At 67.8% G+C, this 26,515-nt stretch carries 28 protein-coding genes and 3 pseudogenes; 16 read left to right on the top strand and 15 right to left on the bottom strand.

What is annotated here, in order from left to right; all coding sequences use genetic code 11:
* Positions 1-67 precede the first annotated feature (67 nt).
* Entirely contained in the window at positions 68-1,174 is a 1,107-nt protein-coding gene (locus tag BM113_RS13925; RefSeq protein WP_089788675.1) for an NADH:flavin oxidoreductase/NADH oxidase, read from the bottom strand.
* A 153-nt stretch (positions 1,175-1,327) separates the two neighbouring features.
* Between BM113_RS13925 and BM113_RS13920 the strand changes: the two genes are divergently transcribed.
* Positions 1,328-2,158: a BtpA family protein gene (locus BM113_RS13920; protein WP_089788674.1), complete on the top strand. Its 831-nt coding sequence runs from the start codon at positions 1,328-1,330 to the stop codon at positions 2,156-2,158.
* A 49-nt stretch (positions 2,159-2,207) separates the two neighbouring features.
* On the opposite strand, the gene BM113_RS13915 is transcribed toward BM113_RS13920, so the two are convergent.
* The 3 genes from BM113_RS13915 to BM113_RS13905 are packed head-to-tail and all read right to left on the bottom strand — an operon-like array spanning position 2,208 to position 5,348.
* Positions 2,208-3,449, bottom strand: a complete 1,242-nt coding sequence (locus BM113_RS13915) for a tripartite tricarboxylate transporter permease (RefSeq protein WP_089788673.1) — start codon at positions 3,447-3,449, stop codon at positions 2,208-2,210.
* A gap of 52 nt (positions 3,450-3,501) precedes the next feature.
* Positions 3,502-4,578 (bottom strand): Brp/Blh family beta-carotene 15,15'-dioxygenase, encoded by a 1,077-nt coding sequence (locus BM113_RS13910; RefSeq protein WP_089788672.1) that lies wholly within the window; start codon positions 4,576-4,578, stop codon positions 3,502-3,504.
* Positions 4,575-5,348, bottom strand: a complete 774-nt coding sequence (locus tag BM113_RS13905; protein ID WP_089788671.1) for a lycopene cyclase domain-containing protein — start codon at positions 5,346-5,348, stop codon at positions 4,575-4,577. Before BM113_RS13905 ends, BM113_RS13910 begins: the two co-directional genes overlap by 4 nt.
* Before the next feature lie 255 nt (positions 5,349-5,603).
* Between BM113_RS13905 and BM113_RS13900 the strand changes: the two genes are divergently transcribed.
* Together BM113_RS13900 and BM113_RS13895 are read left to right on the top strand one after the other, a co-directional pair.
* Positions 5,604-6,632, top strand: a complete 1,029-nt coding sequence (locus tag BM113_RS13900) for a Brp/Blh family beta-carotene 15,15'-dioxygenase (protein ID WP_089788670.1) — start codon at positions 5,604-5,606, stop codon at positions 6,630-6,632.
* Positions 6,633-6,733: 101 nt separating this feature from the next.
* Complete coding sequence (locus BM113_RS13895; protein ID WP_089788669.1) at positions 6,734-8,299, top strand: phytoene desaturase family protein; 1,566 nt, start codon at positions 6,734-6,736, stop codon at positions 8,297-8,299.
* A gap of 119 nt (positions 8,300-8,418) precedes the next feature.
* Here BM113_RS13895 and rpl12p read toward each other — a convergent pair whose 3' ends face one another.
* Genes rpl12p through BM113_RS13880 form a run of 3 tightly spaced genes read right to left on the bottom strand, consistent with a single transcriptional unit; the run spans position 8,419 to position 10,459 of the window.
* Complete coding sequence (rpl12p, locus tag BM113_RS13890) at positions 8,419-8,763, bottom strand: 50S ribosomal protein P1 (RefSeq protein ID WP_089788668.1); 345 nt, start codon at positions 8,761-8,763, stop codon at positions 8,419-8,421.
* 21 nt (positions 8,764-8,784) lie between these two features.
* Entirely contained in the window at positions 8,785-9,825 is a 1,041-nt protein-coding gene (locus tag BM113_RS13885; protein WP_089788667.1) for a 50S ribosomal protein L10, read from the bottom strand.
* A 1-nt stretch (position 9,826) separates the two neighbouring features.
* Positions 9,827-10,459: a 50S ribosomal protein L1 gene (locus BM113_RS13880; protein ID WP_089788666.1), complete on the bottom strand. Its 633-nt coding sequence runs from the start codon at positions 10,457-10,459 to the stop codon at positions 9,827-9,829.
* 262 nt (positions 10,460-10,721) lie between these two features.
* Between BM113_RS13880 and BM113_RS13875 the strand changes: the two genes are divergently transcribed.
* The 5 genes and pseudogenes from BM113_RS13875 (at position 10,722) to BM113_RS22655 (ending at position 12,659) form a co-directional block, all read left to right on the top strand.
* A complete protein-coding gene (locus tag BM113_RS13875) occupies positions 10,722-11,336 on the top strand; it encodes a hypothetical protein (RefSeq protein ID WP_177209175.1) in 615 nt (204 codons plus the stop codon).
* A 92-nt stretch (positions 11,337-11,428) separates the two neighbouring features.
* Positions 11,429-11,763, top strand: a pseudogene (locus BM113_RS13870) (DUF7475 family protein).
* Between the two features lie 107 nt (positions 11,764-11,870).
* The gene (locus tag BM113_RS22660) at positions 11,871-12,053 is read left to right on the top strand and encodes a hypothetical protein (protein ID WP_245758059.1); all 183 of its coding nucleotides are present in this window, start codon (positions 11,871-11,873) and stop codon (positions 12,051-12,053) included.
* Positions 11,984-12,304, top strand: a pseudogene (locus tag BM113_RS22945) (hypothetical protein); the annotation flags it as partial. The gene BM113_RS22660 and the pseudogene BM113_RS22945, both read left to right, overlap by 70 nt.
* Positions 12,305-12,458: 154 nt before the next feature.
* Positions 12,459-12,659: a hypothetical protein gene (locus tag BM113_RS22655; RefSeq protein ID WP_245758058.1), complete on the top strand. Its 201-nt coding sequence runs from the start codon at positions 12,459-12,461 to the stop codon at positions 12,657-12,659.
* Positions 12,660-12,887: 228 nt separating this feature from the next.
* Here the strand turns inward: BM113_RS22655 and BM113_RS13860 are convergent, their stop codons facing one another.
* From BM113_RS13860 to BM113_RS13845, 4 genes are all read right to left on the bottom strand, one after another.
* Positions 12,888-13,376 carry a 50S ribosomal protein L11 gene (locus tag BM113_RS13860; RefSeq protein WP_089788665.1) on the bottom strand — a complete coding sequence of 163 codons (489 nt, stop codon included), beginning with the start codon at positions 13,374-13,376 and terminating at the stop codon, positions 12,888-12,890.
* Between the two features lie 100 nt (positions 13,377-13,476).
* A complete protein-coding gene (gene cutA, locus BM113_RS13855) occupies positions 13,477-13,779 on the bottom strand; it encodes a divalent-cation tolerance protein CutA (protein ID WP_089788664.1) in 303 nt (100 codons plus the stop codon).
* Between the two features lie 116 nt (positions 13,780-13,895).
* Positions 13,896-14,087 (bottom strand): HEWD family protein, encoded by a 192-nt coding sequence (locus BM113_RS13850; RefSeq protein WP_089788663.1) that lies wholly within the window; start codon positions 14,085-14,087, stop codon positions 13,896-13,898.
* Positions 14,088-14,197: 110 nt separating this feature from the next.
* Positions 14,198-15,715: a phosphoenolpyruvate carboxykinase (ATP) gene (locus BM113_RS13845; RefSeq protein ID WP_089788662.1), complete on the bottom strand. Its 1,518-nt coding sequence runs from the start codon at positions 15,713-15,715 to the stop codon at positions 14,198-14,200.
* A gap of 298 nt (positions 15,716-16,013) precedes the next feature.
* On the opposite strand from BM113_RS13845, the gene BM113_RS13840 reads away from it, so the two are divergent.
* A complete protein-coding gene (locus BM113_RS13840) occupies positions 16,014-18,824 on the top strand; it encodes a disk-shape morphogenesis protein volactin (RefSeq protein WP_089788661.1) in 2,811 nt (936 codons plus the stop codon).
* Positions 18,825-18,836: 12 nt separating this feature from the next.
* On the opposite strand, the gene BM113_RS13835 is transcribed toward BM113_RS13840, so the two are convergent.
* Both BM113_RS13835 and BM113_RS13830 read right to left on the bottom strand, forming a co-directional pair.
* Positions 18,837-19,205, bottom strand: coding sequence for a cupin domain-containing protein (locus BM113_RS13835; protein ID WP_089788660.1), 369 nt, complete (start codon positions 19,203-19,205; stop codon positions 18,837-18,839).
* Positions 19,206-19,533: 328 nt separating this feature from the next.
* Positions 19,534-20,769 carry an MFS transporter gene (locus BM113_RS13830; RefSeq protein ID WP_089788659.1) on the bottom strand — a complete coding sequence of 412 codons (1,236 nt, stop codon included), beginning with the start codon at positions 20,767-20,769 and terminating at the stop codon, positions 19,534-19,536.
* A gap of 139 nt (positions 20,770-20,908) precedes the next feature.
* Between BM113_RS13830 and BM113_RS13825 the strand changes: the two genes are divergently transcribed.
* Positions 20,909-21,091: a DUF7501 family protein gene (locus BM113_RS13825; protein WP_007141909.1), complete on the top strand. Its 183-nt coding sequence runs from the start codon at positions 20,909-20,911 to the stop codon at positions 21,089-21,091.
* 174 nt (positions 21,092-21,265) lie between these two features.
* Here the strand turns inward: BM113_RS13825 and BM113_RS13820 are convergent, their stop codons facing one another.
* Complete coding sequence (locus BM113_RS13820; protein ID WP_089788658.1) at positions 21,266-21,733, bottom strand: DUF7992 family protein; 468 nt, start codon at positions 21,731-21,733, stop codon at positions 21,266-21,268.
* A 269-nt stretch (positions 21,734-22,002) separates the two neighbouring features.
* Between BM113_RS13820 and BM113_RS13815 the strand changes: the two genes are divergently transcribed.
* The 6 genes and pseudogenes from BM113_RS13815 (at position 22,003) to BM113_RS13790 (ending at position 26,058) form a co-directional block, all read left to right on the top strand.
* Positions 22,003-22,698: a nitrous oxide reductase accessory protein NosL gene (locus tag BM113_RS13815; protein ID WP_089788657.1), complete on the top strand. Its 696-nt coding sequence runs from the start codon at positions 22,003-22,005 to the stop codon at positions 22,696-22,698.
* 38 nt (positions 22,699-22,736) lie between these two features.
* A pseudogene (locus BM113_RS23110) lies at positions 22,737-23,099 on the top strand (DUF7471 family protein); the annotation flags it as partial.
* A 114-nt stretch (positions 23,100-23,213) separates the two neighbouring features.
* On the top strand, positions 23,214-23,621 hold the full coding sequence (locus tag BM113_RS13805; protein WP_089788853.1) for an SHOCT domain-containing protein: 408 nt from the start codon (positions 23,214-23,216) through the stop codon (positions 23,619-23,621).
* Positions 23,622-23,687: 66 nt separating this feature from the next.
* The gene (locus tag BM113_RS13800) at positions 23,688-24,587 is read left to right on the top strand and encodes an HAD-IIA family hydrolase (protein WP_089788656.1); all 900 of its coding nucleotides are present in this window, start codon (positions 23,688-23,690) and stop codon (positions 24,585-24,587) included.
* 146 nt (positions 24,588-24,733) lie between these two features.
* Positions 24,734-24,946: a YMGG-like glycine zipper-containing protein gene (locus tag BM113_RS13795; protein WP_089788655.1), complete on the top strand. Its 213-nt coding sequence runs from the start codon at positions 24,734-24,736 to the stop codon at positions 24,944-24,946.
* 53 nt (positions 24,947-24,999) lie between these two features.
* Complete coding sequence (locus BM113_RS13790) at positions 25,000-26,058, top strand: S66 family peptidase (protein ID WP_089788654.1); 1,059 nt, start codon at positions 25,000-25,002, stop codon at positions 26,056-26,058.
* 9 nt (positions 26,059-26,067) lie between these two features.
* Here BM113_RS13790 and BM113_RS13785 read toward each other — a convergent pair whose 3' ends face one another.
* Entirely contained in the window at positions 26,068-26,511 is a 444-nt protein-coding gene (locus BM113_RS13785) for an acyl-CoA thioesterase (RefSeq protein WP_089788653.1), read from the bottom strand.
* Positions 26,512-26,515: the final 4 nt, after the last annotated feature.

The raw sequence follows: 26,515 nt of genomic DNA, 5'->3' as shown, positions 1-26,515 counted from the left end.
ATTGAAGCGTCCGACTGCTCCCATCGGCTGGGACGAGGGGAGAAGATGTTCGCCGAACCCTTTACTACTACCGGACCGCTCGCCGGTACTGGATCGGCCACTCCTCGGGAGCGTCCGTCTCGAGGTCCTCGGCTGCCCGGAGCCCGAAGTACGGATCCCGGAGGAACTCGCGACCGACCAGCACGAGGTCCGCGCGGTCGTTTCGCACGAGCGCGTCGGCCTGTTCGGGTTCGGTGATCCCGCCGACGGCCCCGACGGCCACGTCGGATCCCTGGCGAACCGCTTCGGCCAGCGGCACCTGGAAGTTCGGCCCGCCCGGCGCGTCCTGCTCGGGGTGGAGCCCGCCGGAACTGACGTCGACCAGGTCGACGCCCAGTTCGGCGAGGTCGTCCGCCAGCCGGACCGACTGGTCGACGTCCCAGGAGTCGCGGTCCTCGAGCCAGTCCGTTCCGGAGATGCGGACGAAAACGGGCTTTTCCTCGGGCCAGACGTCCCGGACGGCCCGGACGACCTCCCGGAGAAGTCGCGTCCGGTCCTCGAAGCTCCCCCCGTAGTCGTCCTCGCGGCGGTTCGTGACCGGCGAGAGGAATTCGTGGAGCAGGTAGCCGTGGGCGGCGTGAACCTCCGCAATCTCGAAGCCGGCCTCGAGCGAACGCTCGGCGGCGTCGCGGTACGCCTCGATCACGCCCTCGATGTCGTCCTGGGTCGCCTTCCGCATGGCGGGTCGATCGCCCGAGAACGGCGGGTACGCGTCGGGCGAGGTGGAGATGACTTCCCAGCCGTCCGCGCCGTCGGGATCGGTCTCGTCCGGGGCGATGGGAACGTTGCCGTCCCACGGACGGGTCTTGCTGGCCTTGTGGCCCGCGTGGGCGAGCTGGATCGCCGGTACGCTCCCCTGGTCGCGGACGAACTCGGTGATCGGCCGCAGGGCTTCGGCGTGCTCGTCGCTCCAGATCCCCAGGTCGTGGGGCGTGATCCGTCCCTCGGGCGAGACGGCGGTCGCCTCGGTCATCACGATCCCCGCGCCGCCGACGGCCCGGCTGCCGAGGTGGACGCGGTGCCACTCGGTCGGCAGCCCGTCGGGGTCACAGGAGTACTGACACATCGGCGAGACCGCGATCCGGTTGGGTATCTCACAGTCCCGCAGCGATAGCGGAGAGAAGAGGTCACTCATGTACGCGGGCGTAGCCACGCCGCGGGAAAAACGCACTCGGACGGGGACGGCTTTGCCGCCTTGCGGTTCGCTCCCGAACCCGTTCGGAGGCCGTGGCGGGGTCCGGCGCGGTCCAGCGAACGGTATTTCTCCCTCGAGGCGTCACGGTCTCACATGGCCACAGCATCGCAGCCGCCGTTCCTCGAGCGGTTCGACGCCGCTCGTCCGGTGATCGGCATGATACACCTGCCGCCGCTGCCCGGCGCACCCGGGTTCGACGGCGACCGTGGACTCGTCCGGGAGCGGGCGCTTGCCGACGCACGTCGACTCGTCGCCGGCGGCGTCGACGGGATCGTTCTCGAGAACTTCGGCGACGCGCCGTTCCACCCCGATTCCGTGCCGAAACACGTCGTCGCGGAGATGACCGCCGTCGCCGCTGCGGTTCGACGCGAGGTCGACGTCCCGCTCGGCGTCAACGTCCTCCGGAACGACGCCGAGGCGGCGCTGTCGATCGCGGCGGCGGTCGACGCCGCGTTCGTCCGGGTCAACGTCCACGTCGGGACGGCCGCGACCGACCAGGGCGTCCTCGAGGGGCAGGCACACGAAACGATGCGACTGCGGGAGCGACTCGAGGCCGACGTGGCCGTGCTCGCGGACGTCCACGTCAAGCACGCGACGCCGATCGGCGACGCTGGCGTCGAACGCGCCGCGCGCGAGACGGTCGGACGCGGGCGGGCCGACGGCGTCCTCGTCTCTGGGTCGGGAACCGGACGGGAAGCGGCGCTCGAGGACGTGCGCCGAGTCGCTGCGGCCGTGCCGGAGACGCCGGTACTGGTCGGCAGCGGCGTCACCGCAGAGACCGTCGGCGACTGTCTCGAGGCGGGCGCGGACGGGGTCGTCGTCGGGACGGCGCTGAAAGACGGCGGCGAGACGACGAACGCGGTCGACCCGGAGCGCGTGGGGAGGGTCATGACGGCGGCGCGGGAGGCGAGCGCGGCCGAATAGCCGGGTTTCGGTCTCGACGGCCCGGCGCCACGGCTCGAGACGACTCGAGTTACGCTCCGAACAGCAGCGGGCCGATCAACACCCCCATCAGGTGGACCCGCCGCGCTCGCAACCGTACGGGGACCATGCCCACGACGGCCGCGGCAGCGAAGACGGCAACCCCCATCGGGCCGGTAAACAGGAACGAGAGGAGGACCAGAAGCCCGAGGACGGCCGCCGAGACCTTCCAGTAGGGCAGCCGCCCCACCAACTCGAGGTAGGCGTCCCCGACGGCGATCACGAGGACGAAGCCGATCAGGCCGGCGAGCACCACGACCCCGACCAGGACGGGCAGCGCCAGCGGCGCGTTCGTCCGCTCGAAGGCGACCATCACGCCGGTCCGGGGACGGTCGATGGCGGCGAGCGCGAACAGCGCGAAGATCGCGTTGGCCGTGTCGACGCCGCTGGTCGCGACGATATAGCCCCGGTCGCCCGCACCGCCCGGCACGAGCGCGAGCACCGCGACGCCCGCGATCGCGGCCGACACCCCAGGGACGTAGCCCACGACGGCTCCCGCGAGCGCCCCGGCGACGGCCGTCGTCCCAACCAGCGGACGGGACATCGCGATCGCGTCGTCCCGCTGGGGCGGGATGCCGCTCCCGAACGCGGCGTCGATCAACACCGGCGCGCCGAACAGGCCCGCGAACAGCGGCGCGAGGGTGCCGCCGGCCTCGAGGGGCGCGTCGGGGGAGAGATCCAGGGTCAGCATACCCAGACCCGCCGCCAGCGCGAACGAGAGCAGGGCGACGGCACGGCTCCGCCACGTCCGTTCGGAGGCGAGCAGCGCGACGACGACCGCCGCAAGCACGAGCGGGAGGTTCGCCCGGAGGGTCGGGTAGACCGCCGTGACGGCTCGCGTAACGGGGACGGCGAGCGGCACGGCGGCAAGCACCGCGAGCACGCTCCCGAGCGCGGAGAGCCGGATCGCCTCGTATCCCCTGCCCTCGAGTACCATCCGGTGGCCCGGCAGGGCGGTGACGGCCATCTCGGCGTCGGGCACGCCCAGCGCCATCGCGGGCACGGCGTTGAGGAAGGTGTGGACGACGCCGGCCGCGAGCATCGCGGAGCCGACGAAAAGCGGCGGCCCCGGGACCGACGGCGCGACGCCGGCGAGCAGGAACGCGAAGTTGTTCGCGTGCAGGCCCGGAACGAGGCCGCTACAACACCCCAGCGCCGCGCCGGCGAGCGACCAGGCGAGCAGCCGGAACGACAGCGCGGGATCGGTGACTACCTCGACCGGACCGACAGCCATCGCCCCCTCTGGCCGCCCGCTCGTACTTAAACCCGCGCCTGCCCGCTCACGGTCACGGGGTCGACCACACCCGCTGCTCGAGATCAAGCAGCGAGACCACGACCACGTGGGGCAGGGTCAGCACGGCGATACAGACGAGATAGAGGGCGGCGACGTCGGGGACGGTCGCAGGCGTCCGGGGTACCAGCAGTCCAAGCCCGCCGAGCACCCCGAGGGCGGCGACCGTCAGCGGCGCGGCGTCGCGGGCGAACCGGCCCAGGGCCGCGAGGTCGTTCCCGTCGGCGAGGGCTGCGACCGCGGGGTCGTCGACGAGCAGCGTCCGGAGGACGTGTCGAACGGAGTGCCACAGCGCGAAGTAGAGCCCGATCGCCAGGATCGGGGGCACGAGGGCGAAGAAGGCGACGAGACCGAGGGTCTCGGCGACGTCGATCAGCCAGGGCTCGAGCGCGTCACCGGCGCTGCGACGGTAGCCGAGGACGAGCGAGGCGACGACGAGCGCGCCGAACCCGAGGCCGACCGCCGCCCGGACCGCAGGCTCGAAGACCGGCTCGAGCGCGGCCGCCGCCGCGGGATCGAACAGGCCGATCAGCGTTCCGGCGACGAACGCGTACTGCTCGGGGAACGCGACCAGCGGGACGAGCATCGGCAGCCCGCCGCGAACGACCAGCGAGAGCGCGCGAGCAGCACGGCTCTCGAGGTAGGTGCCGTCGCGGGTGAACGCGAGCAGCGCGTAGACGTCACCCTGTCCCCAGTGGAAAAGCGTCACGAGAACGAACAGGGCGAACGCGAGCGCCGGTGCGAGAAACCAGACGGCCGCGTAACTCGTCCCCACGACGAGATAGAGCACTCCCACGGCGGCCATCGATCGGGACGTGACCGGGTCGTTCCGCGCGCGCGGGAGCACGAGATGATCGACCGCGCCGTGGGGGAGGCCGAAGACGACGACGGTCGCCACGAGCGGGAGGTACTGGTAGACAAGCGGGAGCGAGTCGACGGCGGCGACGAGTGCCAACCCGGCAACGATCGTGGCAGCACCGAACCCGAGACTGAGCCGTCCCGCCCGCCGTCGCGCACCGCTCGCGTCCGAACGCCCGAGCGACCCCTCGGACCGGGACGGTGTGGCGGTCACGGGAGATCACTCGGGGTTCGAAGCCGCTCGAGTGCGGGGAGTTCGTGGACGCGGTCGACCAGCCAGACGTAGAGGACGATTCCCTGGACGACGAAGACGTTCGTCAGCAGGAAGAACAGTCCCTCCTCGATCGGGAGCCCCCCGATCGTGTAGCCGGTGGTGTGGCTCCCGGAGATGATCCAGATGCCCCACTCGATGGCGATCCGATCGACGACACAGAGATACAGCGTCGGCACGGCGATCGCGAGCGCGACCGGCCGACGGACCCGCCACAGGTACGTGAGCCCGAACGCCCACTGGATCGCCAGTACCGGGCCCGCCCACAGCAGCAACGAGCCGAGGTAGTACGTCGAGGTCGGACCCGCGAACAGCGTCCAGCCGACGACGGTGATCGCGAGCCCCCCGAGGGCACCGGCGAGCCTGTGACTGCGGGGGATCCGAAGCGGCAGGTCGGCCCTCGCGGGGAACTGGAACAGTACGAGCGCGGTCAGGATAGGCTGCAGGACGAAAAAGAGGTACTCCTCGAGCGGCGTGTACCAGATTCGACCCAGCACTGCACCGTCGCCGTACCACCAGACCCCCTCCGGGATCATGTGGTTGGTCCACGGGGTGGTGTACGCCACCGCGAGGAAGAGAACGATCACGAGACCGGTGACGGCACGTCGGTCCCGCCAGGCCGTCGGGCGTCGGACCGCGAGCCACCCGAGGACGAGGATCGGTGGCAGAACGAACGCCGCGTGAAATCCCAGGTAAGTAAGCGGCGGCGTCATCGACCCGTCCCTCGAGCGAGCGACGGCCGCGGTCGGCCCCCGGGGAGGACGGCAGCGGGGGAAGTATCCCACGTGAACTGGCGGAGGTTCATTCGTCATTCGAAAACTCACGGCCGCACACACGTAAAGAACACGGCAACACTGTTCGACTGGCGGGGAACGGCGGCCCGATTCCTCGAGACGCTCCCGAACACTCTCTTAAAATCCCGCCCGATGTCGGTCAGCGCCCAAGTGCGAGCCGTCCTAACCTCCAGTATGGCGACACACCACCGATTTCGGGGCTCGGGTTCTCCGCCGGCACTCGAGACGGTCGCTGTGCAGGGCTCTCGTGTCATGCTGCTGGGACTTGCCGTCGCGTTCGTCGCGGCGAAGGCGCTCGGACAGATGCCGTCGCTCGAGGCGCAACTGGTCGTCTACCTCGTCGGGATGATCGCGCTGAACCTCCCTCACGGCGGCTACGAACACTTCTCGAACCTCAGGCGGCGCGGGCTGCCGTTCGGAGCCCGGTACGTGGGGGCGTACGCCCTCTGTATCGCCGCGTTCGTCGCGCTGTTTTTCGTCGCGCCGATCCCGGCGCTGGGCCTCGCGTTCGCCGTCGCGGTCGCGAAGGCCGGCCACGGCGACCTCCACGTCATGGACGCACTGGTCGGGAGCGACCACCTCGAGACCCGACTCCAGCGAGCGCTCGCCGCGGTCGCCCGCGGCGGTGCGGTCATGATCGTCCCGCTCGTCGCCTGGCCCGACACGTTCAACGGGTTCTCGACGTACATGCTCCTCCTGTTCGATCCGGGGGCAGTCGGTGCGCTCGGGCCCGCCCTCGAGTCGGCGCGGACCGTTCTCGGCGTCGGCTACGCGCTCGCGGTCGTCGGCCACCTCACGCTCGGGTACGCGGTCGGGGGCGGCGCGTCCTGGCTCCGCGACGTCGCCGAGACGGGGCTGCTCGTGGGTTACTTCGCGGCCGTCCCCGTCGTCGTCGCCGTCGGGCTGTACTTCCCGCTGTGGTACTCGCTGCGACAGGCCGGCCGGGAGCGGTACGCGCGTCGGATCGAACCCGCGACCGGCCTCTCCGTCAAGCACACCTGCGGTGCGATGCTCGCCGGCGGCGCGGCGACGGCCGCGGTCGCCGGGGCGTTCTGGGTCGTCGTCCCCAACCCGCTCGGCGGACTCGGTCTCCTGACCGGGCTCGTGGCGTTTTACACGATCTTCGTCTGCGTCATCGCCCTGCCACACGTCGTGATCGGCGAGTGGCTCGACGCGGGTCGCGGAATCTGGTACGTCCCCTGACCCGGCCCGTTCGAGTCGCGGACGCCGCCCGACCGCGGCGAACCTAAATACCCCGAGAATAGCGGCTGACAGACTTCCGTGACCGATACGAAACGTGTACTATGAGCGACCTGACCGACGAATCGATCGCGGTCGCAGGCGCGGGCTTCGGCGGCCTCGCCGCGGCCGCCTACCTCGCGGCCGCGGGGGCGGACGTCACGGTGTACGAACGACGAACCGACGTCGGCGGCGTCGCGGGCCGGTTGACCGGCGAGGGGTTCCGGTTCGACACCGGCCCCTCCTGGTACCTCATGCCCGAACTGTTCGACCGCTTCTTCGCCGATTTCGACCGCGAACCCTCCGACTACTACGACCTCGAGCGGCTGGACCCGAACTACCGTGTCTTCTGGGAGGACGGCGATCGGGCGAACGTCCCCGCCGATCCCGCCGAGGCACAGGCCCTGTTCGAATCTTACAACTCCGGCGCGGGGGAGGCCCTCGAGCGGTACCTCGCGGACGCCCGCGAGGCCTACGAGATCGGGATGAACCGGTTCGTCCTGCCCAACCGGACGCGGTTCCGGGACTACCTCTCGACCGACGTGCTCCGGTCGGCCCGCGGGCTCTCCCTGCTGGGCACGATGGACGACCACGTCGCCGACTACTTCGACCATCCGAAACTGCGCCAACTCGTCCAGTACACGCTGGTCTTCCTGGGCGGCGCCCCCCACAACACGCCCGCGCTCTATATGCTCATGAGTCACGTCGACTACGGGCTGGGCGTCTACTACCCACAGGGCGGCATCCGCGAGGTGGTCGACGCCGTCGCTGCGGTCGCCCGTGAACAGGGTGCGACGATCGAAACCGGGACGCCGGTCGACGCCCTCGAGCCGACCCCCGACGGGTTCGCCGTCACGACTGACGCGGGGCGAACCCGCTACGACCGCGTCGTCTGCAACGCGCCGCCGGCCCACGTCGAGCGAGACCTCCTCCCCGCGGGCGTTCCGGACCGGTCCGACGACTACTGGGACGACCGAACCTACGCCCCGTCGGCGTTCATGCTGTACCTCGGGGTCGACGGCGAACTCCCCGAGTTCGAACATCACACGCTCGTCCTCCCGACCGACTGGACTCCACATTTCGAATCCATCTTCGACGACCCCGCGTGGCCCGACGATCCGGCCTACTACGTCAACGTTCCCTCCCGGACGGACCCGTCGGTCGCCCCCGACGGCTGCGAGACGGTCGTGATCCTCGTTCCGATCGCACCCGGACTCGAGGACGACGACGCGACGCGCGAACGGTTCCGGGACGCCGTGCTCGCGGACCTCGCGGAGACGACGGGGGTCGACCTTCGCGAGCGGATCCGCTTCGAGGAACGGGCCTGCGTCTCCGAGTTCGCCGGGGGGTTCAACAAACCCCAGGGCACGGCGCTCGGACTGGCCCACACGCTCCGCCAGACGGGCCCGCTCCGACCCCGGCACCGCGTGCCCGGCCTCGAGGGGCTGTACTACGTCGGCGGCGACACGAATCCGGGGATCGGCGTCCCGATGTGTCTGCTGAGCGGCGAACACGTCACGGAGGCGGTCCTGGCGGATGCCCGGGACGGCCCCGTGGACCGGGATCGGAGCGAAAACGGGCTTCGCCGGCTCATCCGACAGGGGCTGTATCGGGTCCAGTCCACCGTCTAACTGCGTTCTCGACCCCGCTCCGGTCGCTTTGCTGCTCGCTACGGGAGGCGTCGCCACTGGCCGACGTGACGCACGCAAAAAATGTCGATCGTTGAGACTGCGAACTCGTCGCGTCCGACTTAGCCGAAGAGCTCGCCGAGACCTTCGCCGTCGGCCTCGTCGTCTTCGTCCTCGTCTTCGTCCGTCGTGTCCGGGACGTCGCTGGTCTCTTCTTCCTCTTCGGCTTCCTCGTCACCTTCCTCGGCAGCGGCGGCACCGCCAGCGGCGCCGGCGGCCGCGGCAGGTGCGGCAGCAGCCTCGGAGACGGCCTCGTCGATGTCGACGTCCTCGAGCGCGGCGACGAGCGCCTTGACGCGGGACTCCTCGACGTCGACGCCGGCGGCGTCGAGCACGTCGGTGAGGTTGTCTTCGTTGATCTCTTCGCCCGATTCGTTCAGGATGAGTGCAGCGTAAACGTATTCCATTGTTGAATCCTCCGTTAGTCGTTATCCGAACATTTCGCCGAGGCCGGCCGCGCCGTCTTCGTCGTCATCGTCGTCTTCCTCGTCGGCGTCGGCCTCGTCTTCGGTCTGGTCGTCTACCGATTCGTCTTCGTCCTCGCTCTCGCCCTCGTCAGCCGCCGGCTGTGCAGGCGCGTCGACGTCCTGCAGTTCCTCCGGCAGCGCTTCCTCGTCGTCGATCTGGGCGGCGAGCGCGCGAAGCTGCGCGTCGGCCTTGGTGACGAGGTCGGGCATGAGCTCTTCGTCCTCGATGGCGGCCTGCAGGCCGAGGCTCTTTGCCTCTCCCGTGGCCTTGGCGACCAGCGTCGGGACCGTCGTCTCGGTCGGGTACTCCGCGTTGACCGCGAGGTTCCGCGCCCGAGCGGCGGCCGTCCCCACGTCGCTCTCGTAGGCCTCGACGTCGATGTCGAGGTCTTCGGGGTCGAAGAGGACGCCCTCGGCGACGACGGCACGAAGGTCGAGCCCGACTTCCTTGGGCTCGATACCGAGTTCGTTGAGGACGTTCGCCAGGTCCGCAGAGACCTCCTCGCCGGCCTCGAGGACCGTCGAGTCCTCCATGACCTGAATCGAACCGTCCTCGATGCGTGCGTTCGCGCCGATACCCTGAAGTTCGCCGACGAACGGCCCCGGATCGACGCCCGTGTCCCCTTCCGGGATCACGATGTCGTTCGGGGCAACCTCGCCCTCGTTGATCGGAGCCGGCGTCTTCGACGCCTCGAGCTCCTTGTAGAGCGCGAAGGGGTTGTCGTTCGTCGCGATCAGACCGACGTGGCCTTCGACGTGGTCGACCAGGTCGTCGTAGCCGGCTTCCTCGAGAGCGCGGATCTGCAGGGTGTTGCGGCTGACACGCAGCTCCGCGGTGCCGTACAGATCGCGGCGCATGTCCTGGAGCTGCTTCGAGGGGATGCCGGTGAGGCCGACGATGCCGACGCTCTCGTACTCGCCGAGCAGCTCGGAGAGCTCCTCGACTTCCTCTTGCTTCCACTGGGGAAGGTTCTCGGTTTTGCGTTCAGCCTGGGCGCTCATGTTAGGCCACCTCCACGGACGGGCCCATCGTCGTCTTCACGTAGACGGCGTCGATGTTCTGGGGCCCCTTCTCGAGGTCCGCGTGCAGGCGACGCAGGATGACGTCGATGTTGTCGGCGATGTTCTCGGCATCCATGTCTTCGGCGCCGACGAGCGTGTGGAAGGTTCGTCGGTCGCCGGAGCGAAGCTGCACGGTGTTTTTGAGCCGGTTGACGGTCTCGACGACGTCGTCGTCGGGACTGAGCGGGTCCGGCATCTTCCCCCGGGGACCGAGGATGGTACCCAGGTGCCGGGCGATGTCTTGCATCATCGCCTCTTCGGCGATGAAGAAGTCCGTCTCGTCGGCCATGTCTTTGGCCTCGTCGTCGTCGAGGTCTGCGACCTCGTCCTCCGAGAGAACCTCGTCCGCGACCTCTTCGGCGCGGACTGCAGTTTCGCCCTCGGCAATGACGACGATTCGCGTGTCCTGTCCGGTTCCGGACGGGAGCACGACGGACTCGTCAACTCGATTCGACGGTTCGTTCAGGTCAAGGTCGCGCAGATTGATCGCGAGGTCCACCGTCTCGGTAAAGTTCCGATCAGGTGACTCCTCGAGTGCGCGAGCCACTGCGGTTTCGATATCCGAATCTGCCATCGTTCACCTCCGTAGTACGCAGGAGTGCTCCTACGGGTCAGTGAAACAGGCGATGCCTGTCTCTGTTGAAGGGAGTAGCATGGAAAACTTAAACCCGTCGAACTGGACCGCTCGGGCGGTCGTTACGCCGCCCGTTTTCGGGTTTCGTGAACGGACGCCAAGGAGCCATCGATCGGGTTTCCGTCCGTGTGTACGAAATTGTTTTGTTCTGATTGTTTTCCAACCAAAAGTACTATTTGGAGAGACAGTGTATCGTTCTCCTATGTGGCCATCAGATTTATACACCAGTAGCCGCGCGCCGAGTCTCGTCACTGTCGGTGAGCCGGCACCCGGAGGGGCCGTCGACCTCGTCGACCTCTTTCACGCGGTCGACCCGCTGGTCCGTGTTGTGGGAGGGGCCGTCGGAACGCTCCTGGTCGCACTGGTCGTGCTCGGACTCCTCCAGGAGTACGGCCAGCAATCCGTCCGGAAAGCGCGTCACAGTCCCGTCATTTCGATCTGTATCGGACTCCCGGCGACGCTCGTGATCACCGCTCTGGCCTCGACCGGCGCCCTCATGGTCGGCTCGAGCCTCGGGACGTTCTTCGGCATACCGCTCGTGATCTTCGGCTCGTTCGTGCTCCCGGCACTGACGGCGTTTGGTTTCGTCGCGGTCGGGACCGCCATCGCCGCCCGCCTGGGCCGGGATCAGCTGTGTGCTGGGAGCGTCGCGGGGAGCTTGCTGGCCGGGTTCGGTGCGCTCTCGCTTCCTGTGGCAATCGTCCTGACAGGACTGGCAGCGTCGCTCGGCGTCGGGGCGGGCATCCGCGTGCTGATCGGTGCCGGCGGGGCGAGCCAGCCCGACGACCGAACGGTTCCGCCCGCGAACAAGATCTGAACGGCGTGCTCGAACGCCCACAAGGCGTTTTTCGATCGTCGTGGATCGTCCCCTATGGCCACGCCACATCGGACGCGACGCCGCGCCCGCCGTTGAGGGCCCTCCACCGGACGGCGATCGGTCTGGCCGTCGTCTCGGCACTCGTCCATCTGGTGCTCGGCGTCGGCTTTCTCCCCCACTGGATGGAGTTGCCTTCCTCGTCGCGACGACCGGCTTTTTGGCGGGGATCGGACTCGTGATCGTCGGCTACCGCCGTCCGCTGGTCTATCTCCTGGGGATTCCGTTTACCGCCGGACAGATCGTCCTCTGGTACGTCGTCAACGAACCGACGGCCGGCGGCGATCTCTCGAGCGCGGAGGTCGTCGACAAGGTGGCACAGATGCTGTTGATCGGCGCACTCGTCGTTCTCTACCGCCGTGAACGGTGAACTGTGAATCGTGGGTCGTAAGTCGTGAGCCTAGCTGAGCCGTCCCCCCGATATTCGGGGGCTCGAAACCTCCCCGGACGACCGATACGACTCGAGGGCCTACGCCGATGATCGATCGCTCCCGCTACCGTGCCGACGTCGCCACGCTCTCGCTGTGGAGACGGGGCACCGCAGGCCTGGAACTGCTGGTCGTCGTCGCGCTCGTCGGCCTCGAGGCGCTGTGGGTCGACGGCCCGCCCGTACCGTTCCTGATCGCGGTCGGCGCGACCGTCGGTCTGGTAGAATCGTGATACTCGGAACGGCCGCTCGAGCGCGTCAGGCAGCCGGAAAACGACGTCTTACACTCGCGACATGGGTGACCGTGACACGGGGTGCCGCACTGGCCGTGCTCGCGGGGTTCGTCCCCCTCGGCGCGTCGCCGGCGGGTGTCGACCTCGACGTCATCCCCTGGCACCCTCCAGTTCTGTTCGCGCTCGCTGCCGGCCTGGACGCGGTCGACGGTCCCATCGCGCGGGCGACCGACGCGGAGACGGAACTCGGGGCCCGGCTCGACCTCGAGATGGACGGGCTCGTCGTCCTCGTCGGGACGCTGGCCGCCATCGGGGCGAACCTCTGCCGGTCGCCTTCCTCGCGGCGGCTCTGGCGCGACACGCGTTCGTCGCGGGAACTGGATCCGGACCGGCCGGGGGCGGTCCGTGTTCGAACTTCCGCCCAACCGGTTCCGGCGGCCGCTGGGCGCGCTGGCGATGGTCGCGGTGTTGTTCGCGCTCGTTCCGGCCGTCGAGTCGGCCTCGTCCCGGCTCGTTGGAGCCGCCGTGCTGGTGCCGTTCCTGCTGACCTTCGGCTGGGACTGGCTCGCGGTCTCGGGCCGCATCGACCCCGATTCGGCCCGGTAGCCGCCGTCACTGCGTGCCGTCGCGGAAACCGATCGAGGTCTGTTTCCCCGACAGACGGTACCGTGACCGACTCCGACCGGAAACGGCGACTCGAGCGGTGACGAGCCACGACGAAAGGCAACGGGAGGCGACGGTCGCTGGAACCGACGCGTCGCTCGAGGGCCATTCGAAACGACGAAGCAGGAATAGAGTCGATCGGGATTCGACTCGGGGAGTCGCGGTCGTCGATTACGCTTCCACTTCGTCCGCGAGTACGTCGTCGTACTCGCCGGCGTCGACCTTCTCCTTGAACTCTCGAGCGTCGTCGCCCTCGATGGTGACGCCCATCGAGGCGCAGGTACCGACGATCTCCTTCGCGGCGTTTTTCGTGTCGTACGCGAGCAGGTCGGGGTGTTTCTGCTCGGCGATCTGCTTGACCTGATCGATCGAGAGGTCGGCGACGAAGTCCTCCTGGGGTTCGCCGCTGCCCGTCTCGAAGCCGGCCTCGTCTTTGATCAGTTCGGCCGTCGGCGGGACGCCGACCTCGATCTCGAACGAGCCGTCGTCCTCGTAGTCGACCGTGACGGGGACCTCGGTCCCGTCGAAGGCCTCGGTCTGATCGTTGATCTCCTGTACGACCGCCTGCACGTCGACGGGCGTCGGTCCGAGCTCGGGACCGAGCGGCGGGCCGGGGTCGGCCTGGCCTCCCGGAACGAGCACTTCGATGGTTCCAGCCATACCCGTGACAACCCGTGCGCGAGTTTTAAGGGTTGCTTTTTCGGGCAGTCGACGTCTGTGATACACTGACGCGGATCCCCGGCCGGTTCCTCCCGACCGACTACTCCACGCTCCCGTCGCGCCAGTCGGCGAACGACTCGAGGACGTGGGCCTCGTCGAACCGCTCGATACACGGGACGTCGTAGGGATGCAGTTCTTCGACCCGGTCGACGAGGTCGTCGTACGCGTCGGCGGAGGTCTTCGCGAGCAGCGCGACCTCCTCGTCGCGGTGGACCTCGCCGTCCCAGCGGTACGTCGACGTGATCGGGAACCGATTGACACAGGCGGCAAGTCGCTCCTCGACCAGTCGTTCGGCGATCGCGTCTGCGTCATCGGCGGGGGCCGTGATGTACGCGGTCGGCATCGCCGGGAGCTACGGTCGAGCGGACAAAAAGAGCCGCGGGTCGGCTTCGGGCAGGGCTCGGGCAGGGAAAGCCGCCTGTGCGACTGGACGCGAACGTCGGTCAGGGGTCCCGGCGCTCAGGAGTCGTTCTCGGCGACCGGATTGAACGTCCCGTTGATGTCCCACTCGTGGAGACAGTGGGGGTTGCCGATCAGTTTCTCGCCATCGTCCCGGTCGAGTTGCCAGGCCTCGAGGTCGTCGTCCCATCGTTCGGCTCGGCCGCACCGTTCGCAGACGCGAGCGGTCGGCGTTCGTACGCGTGGAGTCATTGCCGGACCTGGGAACTGGACGCATATAACGGTACGCACCCGCGGCAAAGTATGCGGACCATTCACAAAATCCGGGGGTGCGGGTTGCCCGTCTCGGGCCCCGTGGACGTTCAGTACACCGCGTCCGTGATCTCGTCCCGGAGATCCTCGAACGTCTCGAGGTACTCGCGGCGTTCCGCGCGCAGGTCGGCAAGGGCTTCGTCGTAGTCCTCGACGTGGTCGGGAACGTAGTAGTCCTCGATCTCGAGGCCGGGGATCGACTCGGGAATCGTCAGCCCGGTTCGGTCGTCCTCGGTCCACTCGATCCGGCCGCGGGCGGCTTCCGTGAGGATCGTGACCGACTCCTCGACGCCGACGTCTTTCGATTGCTCGCCCAGGTAGCCCGTGTTGATGACGTAACAGTCGACGTCCAGTGAGGCGACGAGGTCGCGGAAGGCGTTCCCCTCCTCTCCCTCGGAGCCGACGATGAACGGGTTGGTCCCGACGACGCGGATCGATTCGCCCGCTCGAGAGGGGTCGCCCGCGCTGGTCTCGATCGACTCGCCGAGCATGAACGCGACCGCCGCCTGCTCCTCGGTGAGTTTCGCGACCGGCGGCATCAGGGGGTTTCGCGTGATGAAAAAGACCTGGTCTATCCGCGCCAAGTCGATCTCCTCGTCGGCGCTCTCGAGTTCGTCGCGCTGAACGATCGCCCGCGAGTTGGCAGTGTGGCGGTCGTCGTCGAAGTCGACGGTCCCGTCCTCATCGACGGCGACGTTCTCCAGGATCGCCGACTCGTCGGTCGCCGCGGCGTAGAGTTCGGGCTGTTCGTCCTCGTCCAGCCCGATCGTCTTGATGAACAGCCCCTTCCCCTCGCTGCCGGCGACGGAGCCGTCCGGGAGGAGCCCGCAGACGTCGTCCTGCAACATCGCGGCATTCTCGGGGTCCTCGAGCCAGCAGCCGTGGGAAGTCAGCGTCGACTTGCCGGTCGCGGACAGGCCCATGAACACCTGGCCGACCGTCCGCAGGTCGCCGTCGGCGTCGCGGACCCGGACGCGCTTGCTCCCGGCGTGGAGCCCGAGTCCGCCGCGTTGCTTGATCCGGTACATGAACAGCCGGAGGAACGATTTCTTGGCTTCACCGGTGTAGTCGCTGCCTAGTACGGCGGTAAAGCCCTCGTCCGGAAGCACGCGGATCGCGGTCTCGTCGTAGTCCGGATCCTGAACGGTGTAGAGGTCGGGCTCGGCCTCGGGGTCCTCGACGGGTTCGAACAGGTTCGCCCAGGCGAGGGCGATTCGCGCGTGATCGACCGGCACGAACAGGCGACAGCGGAACGTCGCCTCCGGGTGGCGGCCCATCCGCCGGTCGACACAGAGCATCTCCCGTTCGTCCGCTCGGGTAACGGCGTCGTCGACTAGCTCGCGGTCGCGACCGTCGAACTCGTGATCGACGGCGTTTTTCGTCCGATCGGCGCTGCGAGAACGGAACTCGCTGACGTAGGACGGGGAGCCGAACTCGGTGGTCGTCTCCTCGTGGGCGGCGAGTTCACGCAGTTCCTCGAGCGAGGGGTTGTACCGAACGTTCGACGCGGCGAGTGGGTCGGGAAGCTCCCGTGTGAGCGGGCGGGGCTCCGTCCCGGTTTCGGACATATACCTAATCCACCATCATCCTGATGTATAAACGTGGAGGATTTTGATCGGAGTGTGTCACTACCTACCCAGACACTAACGAGTATGTCGGGTTCAAAAGCACTTCGAGGGTCCGAATAGTCGATTCCTTCTCTGACGAAGAATGGTCATAATTCGTAGCATTGTAGGAATGTACTCGTATAAGAAATAATTTTATTCCCGGGTATGGGAGCCGTGTACGTCGATCCGACGGGGAGCAATTTTCAGTTCTGGTATTCGGAACCAAAGCTCCAAGACCGGGGTCTCCCTCTTCGAGCGCATGGTACGCGGTCTCGACATCGGACCGGACGCGATCAGGTCGGCGACCGGTGAGACGGACGCCCCGACGATCGACTCGGAACCGGCCGTCGTCGTCCCGGTCGACGACGCAGCCCTCGAGTCGATCGACCACGACGTTCGGACGATCGACCGAGAAGACGAGAACGACGAGGTGTACGCGGTGGGCTCGAGCGCAGCGACCGTCGCCGACGCGCTCGGCGAGGACCTCGAGCGGCAATCGATCCTCTCGAATGGGGTTCTCGAGAAGTCGACCGACGCGGAAGCGGCGCTGACGGCGACGCTCGAGTCGGTCTTCGGGGACGAAACGGTCGACCGGGTCCGGTACGCGACTCCGGAACCGCGGCCGTCGGATCCTGCCGCGGTCGCGGACCACCGGGAGACCGTCGAGTCCGTCCTCGCCCAGCGGGGAATCGAGGCCGCGCCGATCGGCAAGGGATTCGCCGTCGTCTACGACCAGCTTCGATCGGACAACTACACCGGGATCGGGATCTGTCTCGGACGCGGGCACACCAGCTTCTCGCTCGCGTACTACGGCGTCCCGTCGCTTTCGGTGTCGATCCCGCGAGGCAGAGACTGGGTCTGCGAGCGCGCGGCGTCGGAAACCGACCGTTCGCCGTCGGCCGTTGGGGACGTCCTCGAGACGTTCGAACTCGATCCCGAGACGACGGGCGAGATCGAGAGCGCGATCGCCGGCGCGTACGACGACCTGATCGGCGACCTGATCGACGCGGTCGTCGTGAGGGCTGACGGCGGAGCCGTCCAGGATGGCGTCGCGGTCCCGATCGCGATCGCGGGCCCCGGCGCGGTCGATGGCCTCGAGTTCCTCGTGGGCGGGCGATTCGACGCCGGCGGACTGGGTGCCTCGATCCGCGGCGTTCGGCTGGCCGACGAGCCGACGGAAAGCGTCGTCAGGGGCGCGCTCGCGGCCGCGTGCGACGACGATTTCGCCGACGGGGACGAGGCCGGGATCCGGGATGCCGACGTCGACGTGGAATCCGACGAACGACGCGTCCCCGCGGCCGATGAGGACGACGGGGAGACCCGCCTCTCGTTCGACGCGATGGCCGACGACGGCGGGAACGAGGCCGGGGGATCGACCCGCGGCGATCCCGCGACGGACCTCCTCGAGACCCTCTCCGAACGGTTCCCGGACGACGACGAACTCCGCGCGGTCGAAGCCGAACTGGACGACGTTCGCGACGAACTCGAGGGGATCGAGGAACGGACCGCGACGCGGGAACGCGTCGTCGCCCTCGAGGATCGGGTCGACGCCCTCGCCGACGAGGTCGCCGATCTCGAGGAGCGGCGGGAGTCGGACGAGGACGACGCGCTCGCGGACGACCTGGCGGACGACCTGGCGGACGACCTCGCGGCGGCGTCGGCGGCGGTCGAAACCCTCGAGAAAGACGTCGATGAACTCTCCGCACGGATAGCGGCGGTCGACGGGCTTCCGTCGGCCGTCGAATCGCTCGAGGACGACGCCGACGAGCTAGCGGACGACCTGGCTGACCTCGCCGAGGAAACGGCCGACGAACGGGACCGTATCCGGGACGACCTCGATTCGGTCCGCGAGGACTGCAAGTCGGCGACGGCCGAACTCGACGCACTCGAGGATCGCCTCGAGACGCTGGCCGCCGACCTCGACGACGTCCGGGCGGAGCAGGACGACCACGCCCTCACGAGCGATCTCGACGCGCTCGAGGACCGACTCGATTCGGCCGCGAGCGACCACGAATCGCTCGCGACGGAGGTCGACCGACTGACCGACCGGACGGACGGAATAGACGCGCTCGAGGATCGACTGGACGATCTCACGGAGCGGGTCGACAGAGTAGACGATCTCACGGAGCGGGTCGACGGGCTCGGCGATCGAATCGAACGTGTCGACGACCTCGAACGGCGGATCGACGAACTGGAACCGCTGGAGGACCGGATCGACGAACTCGAGGCCGTGGAAACGGAACTCGCGGCGCTCGAGGACCGCCTCGACGAGCAGGGTGATGACGTCGACGCACTCGAGCGCCGCCTCGAGGATCTCGAACGCGTCGAAGAGCGCCTCGAGGAGATCGCGGAAGTACGGGATCGTCTGGAGGAACTCGAAGAGCAAACTGCTCGTACCGACGACCTCGCGGACGTCGAGGAGCGGTTGGCCGACGTGGCCGATCTGGCGTCGACCGCGGCGGACCGCGAGGCCGTCGAGGAACTCGCGGACGAGATCGACGCTATCCGCGCAGTCGAGCAGCGGATCGACGAACTCGAGGCTCTCGAACAGCGCGTCGATACCCTCGCCGATCTCGAGGATCGGACGGTCGACTCCGGAACCGTCGACGGACTCGAGGATCGGCTCCTCGCGCTCGAGGATCGCGACCCGACCGTCGACGACCTGGCTGATCGGCTCGAGACCCAGAACGCCCGCCTCGACGGCGTTTCGGGCCGCACCGAGGAGGTCGCCGAGCGCCTGGACGCTCTCGATCGCGACCTCGACCCCGGCCTCGAGTTCGACCCGGCGCGCTCCGAGGACGTGGACGGGCTGGCCGACCGCCTCGACGGCCTCGAGTCCTCCCTCGAGACCGTCGAGACGCGCCTCCGGGCGCTCGAACCGGACGACGAAAGCGAGGCCGACGGCTCCATCGTCGAATCCGAACTCGCAACCGCGACGCTCGCGGGCGGCGGGGGTGCCGGGCTCGTCGCCGGAGCCGTCGTCGCGCTCGCCGGCGACGGGACGGTCGGAGCGGGTGCGGCGGCGCTGGGCCTGGTTCTCCTGGGCGTCGCGGTCGTCGCGGGTCGCTGACCGACGACGGACCTATCGGTCCTCGAGGATCGCGTCGTCGGCGACGTTCGGCGCACCGACGACGAGCACTCGACTCTCCTCGATCGCCCGGATCTGTCGCCACGATTCGGGCGACACGACGAGGACGTCCCCGGAGGTGAGTTCGACCACGTCGCGGTCGTCTCCGTGTTCGATCGTCACGTCGACGGTCCCCTCGAGGACGACGTACAGTTCCTCCTGTTCGTCCTGTCGGTGGTAGGTGTTCTCCTCGCCGGCGTCGTACTCCCAGACGCTCGGCCGCATCCGCTCGGGCCGGAGTTCGGGTCCGATCGGGAGCAGCGTCGGTTCGATGTCGTCGAGTTCGTGGGGCTCGACGTTCTCGAGGTCGACCATCGAGTACATAGCAGGGGGTTCCACGATCGGCAGCAAAAAGCCGCGGCGCTCGTGTTCGTGGTCTTCCCGTCGTCAGCGTGGGCCGGCCATCGGCTCCCGCACCGGATGGACTGCGGAGACACGAGATACAGTAGCTGGGACCGAACGTGACGCGCCGAAAGGTGGCCCTACTCCCGGCCCAACTCGGGGTTTCGGTTCCGTCACCACGCGGCCGACGGGTGCTGTCGAGCGCGTCGTCGATCGGTTTCCGCCGACCGTAGTGGATCTCTCCGTACTCGAGCCGTTCGCGGGTGGCGTAGTCCCCGTTACTCCTCGGCCGCAATCGACCCGTCTCCAGTCAGCCGTCGTCCGTAACCAGCAGGAGGAGGGCGAGCAGGGCACCCAGCGCGATCGAGGCGGCGAGCAGCCGGAACGAGGTCCGAAATCCGGCGACGTCCGAGAGCGCGCCGACGATCGCCGGCGCGACGGCCCCGCCGCCCATCAACAGCGTGCGGACGACGCCGAGCCCGCCGCCGGCCACGTCGTCCGGGATCGCCGACATCAGGTACGCACTCCTGACGGGCCTGAACCCGTGCAGACCGAGGCCCGAAGCGACGAGCGCGCCACCGAGCGCGATTGGACCTGCGGAGCCGGTCAGTGAAACAAAGGCGACCAGCGCGGCCGCCGCGAGCCCGAGCGTGCCGACGACGATCGGAAGCCGGCCGATCCGGTCGCTGAGTTCCCCGGTGACGAGCTGGACCAGGCTCGCCAGAAAGAGCGCGCTGTAGAGCAGGCCGGCCGTCGCCTCCGAGACCCCCGCGGTCTCGGTCAGGTACAGTGGGGCGAACGCGACCAGCCCGTTGTAGGTGAACGAAAACAGCAGAGTCACGGCCACGAACGTCGTGAGCCGGCGATCACGAAACAGTCCAGCGTACCGGCGGACCTCGTCGGCGTCGATCCCGGTCGCCCCGGTGCCGTCGGCGTCGGCGGCCGCTTCCCCGGGCACTCGATCGGGGACTCGAGCCAGGAACGCGCCAGCGAGGGCGAGCCCCGCGACTCCCGCAAGGAGGAAGATCACGCGCCAGCTCTCGCCGAACGCGTAGGCGACCCCGCCCGCGGCGACGATGGCAGCCGGGGCGACGACCCCGCCGAACGCGCCGAAAGTATCGAGCACGCCCAGCGCCCGGCCCGTCCGTGCCGGGTACGCTCGAGAGAGCAACCTGACGGCGACGGTCTTGTGGGCGCCGGTGCCGGCACCCATGACGAGCATCGCCACGATCAGGATCGGGAACGGCGAGGCGACGACCAGCGAGAGGGCGGCAGCCGCGGCGACGACGGCACCGACGGCGATGACGGTGATCGATCCGATCCGATCGGCGAGGACGCCGGACGGAAACTGCACGGCGGCGTAGATCAGCATGAATCCGGTGAACGCCGACCCGAGAACGGCGTTCGAGACGCCGTAGCTCGCCTGGAACGGCCCGAAAAGCGGCGGAAAGGCATACCGGAGGAACTTGGCGAGAAACCAGATGCCGGCGGTCAGGAGCAACACGTCGAGTTCGGCGACGCGTCGTCTCGTTCCGGACGGGGACATTCTCGTTCGGGGGACTGGGTCGGCGCACCGAGAACCCTCCGATTACATCGTCGTAATCCTAGTATGCCATTTAATGCCACATGAGTGTATAGTTACTTAATCGAGAGAATTTATATTCGGGTTCGTCGCAGTACACGGTATGGCAGTGAACACGACCGCCGACTGGAGCGATCCGGCAACGTGCCCGTACTGCGGCGACGACCTCGAGTCAGCCGGGGCGGGCTTCGTCGACCACGTCGACGACAACGACCCCTGCAAACGCGAGTTCGACCACTGGCGGAACAACATCGCGGGCGACCTCGCCGGCGAGTGGGGCGGCTAACGCTCGTATCGAAGCACACGGCGAGGTAGTCGACGGTGGCCGTCCTCCGAACGAGTACGGAGATGCGGTCGCTCGGAGTTGGGACCCGTCGGTCACGGTCGGAAAAAAGCGAACGCAACGGTTCGTCTCGAGAGCGGACGGGACGCCCCAGAAACGGGAGCGAAACGTGGTCTTTCAGTCGAAATCCGGGAGGTCTTCCGGCGGTTCGTACTCGGCTTCCCAGTCGATGTACTCCTCTTTGAGCACCTCCGAGACGACCTGGCCGAACTCGGTCAGTTCGGCGTTGATCGACGAGACCGTCCCCCAGGTGTCGAGTTCGGGGTGGTACTCCCGTGCCTGCCAGTCTTCCGGAATGCCGGGTGCGTGATAGCCGACGCGGTCGGCGAAGTCGTCCCAGAAGAAGTCGAACTCCGAGAAGAGTTCGAGGTCCCGGGCGATCTCGTACTCCCGTTTCTCGAGGTCGGTGTCCTCGCGCCAGGCCTCGAACGATTCCTCCCAGGCTCCCTCCTCGAGGAACGTCTGGAGCTCCTCTCGGCGGTAGTCGACGTCGGTCCCGTCGGCGCTGATCGTCGCGTCCTCGTACTCGTTCGGATCGACGAACTCCAGTTCCGGCGGCGCGGGGGGTTCGACCTCGAGTGCCATGGGCATGGCTACGGCCGGTTCGGGGATAAGAATTCCCACCTCGGGTGCGCGCGAGGCCGAACGGCTACGGTCCGGCCCCGGGGCATCGTGACCCGCAGCGACACCGCGGGGTGGCCGATCTGCGTTCGTAGTCGCCGAGAAAATATCTACCCACTGACCATTAGGTGAGGCCAGACTGCGGAGCAAAGAGCGACTCTCTGGTTCGAACGTCGAACGCGTTCGACAAAAGTACCAAATAGCGTTTACAACGTCCCTGCGTCCATCCCCGTATGGAACAGCGCTTCCATCGGTACGGACGGCGTCGCGTACTCGGCGCGATCGGTGTCGGCACCGCGCTCGGACTGGCGGGGTGTCTCGGGGACGACTCGACCGACGACGACTCGAACGGCGGAGAGGAGTCGAACGAGGGGGCAGACGGAACCGACGAGACGTCCGACGGGGAGTCGGACTCGAGTGACTCAGGTGCCGACGACGATACCGACGACACCGCCTCGGTCGAAGAGGCCGTGGCGTTCCCGGAGGGACGGGACTGTACCGTCTGTAACATGGTCGCCGCCGACCATCCCGACTGGAACGCCCAGCTGGTACACGAGGACGGACATCGCGAGTTTTTCTGCTCGACAGGCTGTCTGGCCGCCTACTACGCGGTTCCGGAAACGTTCGACGGCCCGGAGACGGAGATCGCGGGCGTCTGGGTGACCGACTACGAGAGCGGCGACCTCGTCGACGCGTCCGAAGCGTCTTTCGTCCGGGTGTCCGATCCCGATCACGTCGACGACGTCATGACGCGCAACCCAACTCCGTTCGCCGATCGGGACGATGCCGAATCGTTCGTCGCCGAGTTCGACGCGTACGACGAGGACGACATCATCGAGCTCTCGGCGTTCGACCGGGACCTCGCGGAGTACTACCGTGGGAACATCCTCGAGGGGAACGACGGCGGCGATACCGAACACGGTCACTGACCGGACAGATCGATCTGCGGCGACCGTTACCCGGGTGTGTGACAGTGTTTCCCAACGTCGGCACACGCAACTCACCGCTCGATCCGCGGCAATCGGACGTGATAGCCGACGCGTCCGCGCTTCCGGTCGGTGACTGGCTGCCGCCGTCGATCGCGCCGCTGTTGCTCGCGATCGTCGCGGTCGCCGCGGTCGGGACCCTGACGCTTTTCGTCGTCGGCCTGATCGGGTACGCGCGGCGCTCGACGTTCCGCTATCGCGTGCTGACGATCGTCCTCGGGGCACTGGTCGTTCGTTCGATCGTCGGCGCGGGCACCGCGTTCGGACTCGTGCCGATGGTGGTCCATCACCTCGTCGGGCACGGGGCCGACCTCCTCGTCGCGTGGCTCTTGCTGTATCTGCTCTACTGCGAGCGGGGACCGGCCGTTAGAGAAACCGATATCGATGCGGCGACCGAACTCGAGACGAGCGAGACGAGTGAACCGTACAGTTATTCCGACGACGACCCTAAACCCGCTATGGGCAGCGACGGCGGCAGGGACTACAGCCCCACCGAGATCTTCGCGATCAAGTTCGTGCTGGCCGACGTCATCATCATCGCGGCGTTGGTGCTGGCCGGTCCGTGGGTCGCGGTCGCCATCACCGGCCTGTTCGTCCTCAGTTTCCTGCTCCTGTGGTATCTGATTCAGGCGGAGCCGTTCGCCGACGATGAGCCGACGGGAGAGCGGGAAGTCGCGAGCGAAGACGCCGGCGTCGACCCCGTCACGAAACTCCAGGAGCGATACGCCGCCGGCGAACTCTCCGACGCCGAGTTCGAGGCAAAACTCGAGCGCCTGATCGAGGCCAACGAACGGGCCGAGAGCGCGGGGATCGACACCGAGGAACTGGAACTTGAACTCGAGTTCGAGCGCTCAGGCCCCGAGTGAAGTTCTCGACCCGGGCCGTCGCCGCGAACCAAACACTCAATCGCCGTCCGGCCCTAATACCGCGTAATGACCGACTACGAGGGCGCGATCCTCGACGTGGACGGAACGATCGTCCGGGGCGACCAGTTGATTCCGGGGGCGAGCGATGGCCTCCGGGCACTCGAGGACGCGGGCGTCTCCCGGCTGCTGTTTTCGAACAATCCGACCCGGGGGAGCGACCATTACCGGGAGAAACTCGCGCCCCACGGCGTCGACATCGGACCCGACCGCGTGCTGACCTCCGCGACGGTGAGCGCGTCGTATCTCGCGCGGAACCACCCCGACGCGCGCGTCTACCTCGTCGGCGGAAGCCGGCTCAGGTCGATCCTCGAGGACGCGGCGGTCAGCGTGACCGACGATCCCGAGGCCGCGGACGTCGTGTTGGGGTCGTTCGACCGGGAGTTCTCCTACGGCACGCTCGGGGACGCGCTGCGGGCCTTCGAGAGCGAGCGGGTCGGCGAAAACGAGGGCCAGGCGGCGAGTTCGGAGCGTCGAGCGAACGGGGGTACCGACACCGACGCCGACGTCGACACCGACGCCGACGCCGACGCCGACACCGCTGACGGCCCCGTCCCCTTCTACGGCACCGATCCCGACGCGACGATACCCGTCGAGAACGGAACGATCCCGGGATCGGGGGCGATCCTCGCCGCGATAGAGGCCGTCGCGGGCCGCGAACCCGATGCCGTCCTCGGCAAGCCCTCCGACGTCGCCGCCGACGCCGCGCTGGATCGGCTCGGCGTCGCTCCCGAATCGGTCCTCGTCGTCGGCGACCGACTGGACACGGACATCGCGCTCGGCAACCGGGCCGGGATGACGACCGCGGTGGTCCTCTCGGGGGTGACCGACCGTACGACCCTCGAGGAATCGCCGATCCAGCCGGATTACGTCCTCGAGTCGCTCGGGGAGATCGAGCGGTTGCTCTGATACGGCTTGCTGTACCGATGTACCGGCGCAACCGTGATCCGGGCGGCGGTTGCGCCGGACCCGACGGACAGTAACCCGTATGAACCGGGCCGAATTCCGTCGTTTTCGGGAAAACGTATTTGCCGAACGGGTTGCTATGTTCACATATGAGGGACCGAATCACCAACGTGCTTCGACGGGCCCGCTACGCAGCGATCGGGGCAGCCGTCGGAGCCGCAATCGGGGCACTGTTCAGTCGAAACGCCGCGAGTACCGGGGGCGCGATCGGGGGCCTCGTCGGCGCCGTCGTCGCGGAGACGAGGGAAACGGCCGACGAACTGCTCGAGGAAGCCAAAGAACGAACCGGGAAGACGGACTGACGGGCCGACCGCCGCCGTTCCTTTTATTACACGGCCGGCCGACCGAGGGATGGATGAGCGACTTCGTTACCCCGCCGCCACTCGAGCGCGGCGATCGGATCGCGGTCGTGGCACCGGCGTCGAACCCCCGGTCGGAGTTCCCGCACGTCTACGACCTCGGTCTCGAGCGGCTCCGCGAGGTGTTCGACCTCGAGCCCATCGAGTACCCGACGGTCTCGATGACCGACGAGGAGCTATCGGGCGCGGAGGGTCCCGAAGCGCGTGCGAAAGACCTGATGGACGCCGTCGAGGATCCCCGCGTCGACGGCGTCATGGCGGTCATCGGCGGTAACGACCAGATCCGCGTCCTCGACCACCTCGATCCGGACGTCTTCCGGGAGAATCCGACCCGGTTCTACGGCTACAGCGACAACACGAACCTCGCGCTGTACCTCTGGAACCTCGGGATCGTCTCCTACCAGGGGCCGATGGTCTTCACCGAACTGGGGATGGACGGCTCGATGTTCGAGTACGGTATCGAGTACGCCGAACGCGCCTTCTTCGAGGAGTCGCTGGGCGAACTCCGGCCAGCCGACCGCTTCACCGACGAGCCCGGCGACTGGACCGATCCGAACGATATCGAGGAGCCCCGGAACACCGAATCAAACCCGGGCTGGCAGTGGGCCGGCGGCGACGACCCCGTTTCGGGGCGCGTCTGGGGCGGCTGCCTCGAGATACTCGACCAGGGGTTCCTCGCCGGTCGCTACCTCCCCGACGAGGACGACCTCGAGGGAACGATCCTCGCGCTCGAGACCTCGGAGGAACTCCCGGAACCGACCTGGGTTGCAGGGGCGCTCCGGGCGCTCGGCGAACGGGGACTGCTCGAGCGGTTCGACGGCGTCCTCGTCGGGCGGCCGCCGGCCCGCTCGCACCTCGAGGATCGGCCGCCCGAGCGCCGCGAGACCTACCGGGAGAACCAGCGAGCGGCGATCGCGGACGTGTTCGCGACGTACAACCCGTCGGCACCGATCGTCTTCGACGTCGACTTCGGCCACACGTACCCGACCGCGCCGATCCCGATCGGCGGGCGCGTCGAGATCGATCCCGGGACAGAACGGATCCGCTTCGAGTAACAGCGACGATCAGTTCCCGTTCTCGCCGTCGATCGCTTCCCGTCGCAGCCGTTCTTCCTCCTCCGTGGAGACCGTCAGTTCGGGCACCGTCGTCGGCTCGTTGTTCTCGTCGATCGCGACGTAGACGAAGTACGATTCGGTCGTCTTCTCTCGCTCCCGGGTCCGCAGGTCCTCGCGCTCGGCGATCAGCCGCACCTTCACGCTCGAGGTGCCCGCCTCGTAGACGTAGGCGGTGATGTAGGCGGTGTCGCCGACGGGAATCGGCCGCTCGAAGTTCATGCTGTTGACGCGTGCGGTGACGCAGGTCTCGCCGGAGAATCGCATCGCGGACATCGCCCCGACCTCGTCCATCCACTTCATCACGTTCCCCCCGTGGGCGACCTCGAGCATGTTGGCGTGGTTGGGCTGGACCATCTCCCGGTTCTCCACTACCGTCTCGATCAGATCGGTCATCGGT

It is taken from the genome of Natronobacterium haloterrestre, from assembly GCF_900112205.1.
In the GTDB taxonomy this organism is placed as follows: Archaea; Halobacteriota; Halobacteria; order Halobacteriales; family Natrialbaceae; genus Natronobacterium; species Natronobacterium haloterrestre.
Note: the sequence above shows the minus strand (reverse complement) of the source record. Positions and strands in the feature narration are given on the sequence as shown.

What these genes read in the sequence shown, in the direction of transcription:
- BM113_RS13915 (WP_089788673.1), bottom strand. Translation starts at nt 3,449, where the DNA reads ATGGCTGTCGGTCCGGTCGAGGTAGTCACCGATCCCGCGCTGTCGTTC.
- BM113_RS13825 (WP_007141909.1), top strand. Translation starts at nt 20,909, where the DNA reads ATGGCAGTGAACACGACCGCCGACTGGAGCGATCCGGCAACGTGCCCG.
- BM113_RS13900 (WP_089788670.1), top strand. Translation starts at nt 5,604, where the DNA reads ATGGCGACACACCACCGATTTCGGGGCTCGGGTTCTCCGCCGGCACTC.
- BM113_RS22660 (WP_245758059.1), top strand. Translation starts at nt 11,871, where the DNA reads ATGATCGATCGCTCCCGCTACCGTGCCGACGTCGCCACGCTCTCGCTG.
- BM113_RS13815 (WP_089788657.1), top strand. Translation starts at nt 22,003, where the DNA reads ATGGAACAGCGCTTCCATCGGTACGGACGGCGTCGCGTACTCGGCGCG.
- BM113_RS13895 (WP_089788669.1), top strand. Translation starts at nt 6,734, where the DNA reads ATGAGCGACCTGACCGACGAATCGATCGCGGTCGCAGGCGCGGGCTTC.
- BM113_RS13885 (WP_089788667.1), bottom strand. Translation starts at nt 9,825, where the DNA reads ATGAGCGCCCAGGCTGAACGCAAAACCGAGAACCTTCCCCAGTGGAAG.
- BM113_RS13800 (WP_089788656.1), top strand. Translation starts at nt 23,688, where the DNA reads ATGACCGACTACGAGGGCGCGATCCTCGACGTGGACGGAACGATCGTC.
- BM113_RS13880 (WP_089788666.1), bottom strand. Translation starts at nt 10,459, where the DNA reads ATGGCAGATTCGGATATCGAAACCGCAGTGGCTCGCGCACTCGAGGAG.
- BM113_RS13790 (WP_089788654.1), top strand. Translation starts at nt 25,000, where the DNA reads ATGAGCGACTTCGTTACCCCGCCGCCACTCGAGCGCGGCGATCGGATC.
- BM113_RS13905 (WP_089788671.1), bottom strand. Translation starts at nt 5,348, where the DNA reads ATGACGCCGCCGCTTACTTACCTGGGATTTCACGCGGCGTTCGTTCTG.
- BM113_RS13850 (WP_089788663.1), bottom strand. Translation starts at nt 14,087, where the DNA reads ATGACTCCACGCGTACGAACGCCGACCGCTCGCGTCTGCGAACGGTGC.
- BM113_RS13785 (WP_089788653.1), bottom strand. Translation starts at nt 26,511, where the DNA reads ATGACCGATCTGATCGAGACGGTAGTGGAGAACCGGGAGATGGTCCAG.
- BM113_RS13845 (WP_089788662.1), bottom strand. Translation starts at nt 15,715, where the DNA reads ATGTCCGAAACCGGGACGGAGCCCCGCCCGCTCACACGGGAGCTTCCC.
- BM113_RS13805 (WP_089788853.1), top strand. Translation starts at nt 23,214, where the DNA reads ATGGGCAGCGACGGCGGCAGGGACTACAGCCCCACCGAGATCTTCGCG.
- BM113_RS13925 (WP_089788675.1), bottom strand. Translation starts at nt 1,174, where the DNA reads ATGAGTGACCTCTTCTCTCCGCTATCGCTGCGGGACTGTGAGATACCC.
- BM113_RS13875 (WP_177209175.1), top strand. Translation starts at nt 10,722, where the DNA reads ATGTGGCCATCAGATTTATACACCAGTAGCCGCGCGCCGAGTCTCGTC.
- cutA (WP_089788664.1), bottom strand. Translation starts at nt 13,779, where the DNA reads ATGCCGACCGCGTACATCACGGCCCCCGCCGATGACGCAGACGCGATC.
- BM113_RS13830 (WP_089788659.1), bottom strand. Translation starts at nt 20,769, where the DNA reads ATGTCCCCGTCCGGAACGAGACGACGCGTCGCCGAACTCGACGTGTTG.
- BM113_RS13795 (WP_089788655.1), top strand. Translation starts at nt 24,734, where the DNA reads ATGAGGGACCGAATCACCAACGTGCTTCGACGGGCCCGCTACGCAGCG.
- rpl12p (WP_089788668.1), bottom strand. Translation starts at nt 8,763, where the DNA reads ATGGAATACGTTTACGCTGCACTCATCCTGAACGAATCGGGCGAAGAG.
- BM113_RS13820 (WP_089788658.1), bottom strand. Translation starts at nt 21,733, where the DNA reads ATGGCACTCGAGGTCGAACCCCCCGCGCCGCCGGAACTGGAGTTCGTC.
- BM113_RS13835 (WP_089788660.1), bottom strand. Translation starts at nt 19,205, where the DNA reads ATGTACTCGATGGTCGACCTCGAGAACGTCGAGCCCCACGAACTCGAC.
- BM113_RS13920 (WP_089788674.1), top strand. Translation starts at nt 1,328, where the DNA reads ATGGCCACAGCATCGCAGCCGCCGTTCCTCGAGCGGTTCGACGCCGCT.
- BM113_RS13860 (WP_089788665.1), bottom strand. Translation starts at nt 13,376, where the DNA reads ATGGCTGGAACCATCGAAGTGCTCGTTCCGGGAGGCCAGGCCGACCCC.
- BM113_RS13840 (WP_089788661.1), top strand. Translation starts at nt 16,014, where the DNA reads ATGGTACGCGGTCTCGACATCGGACCGGACGCGATCAGGTCGGCGACC.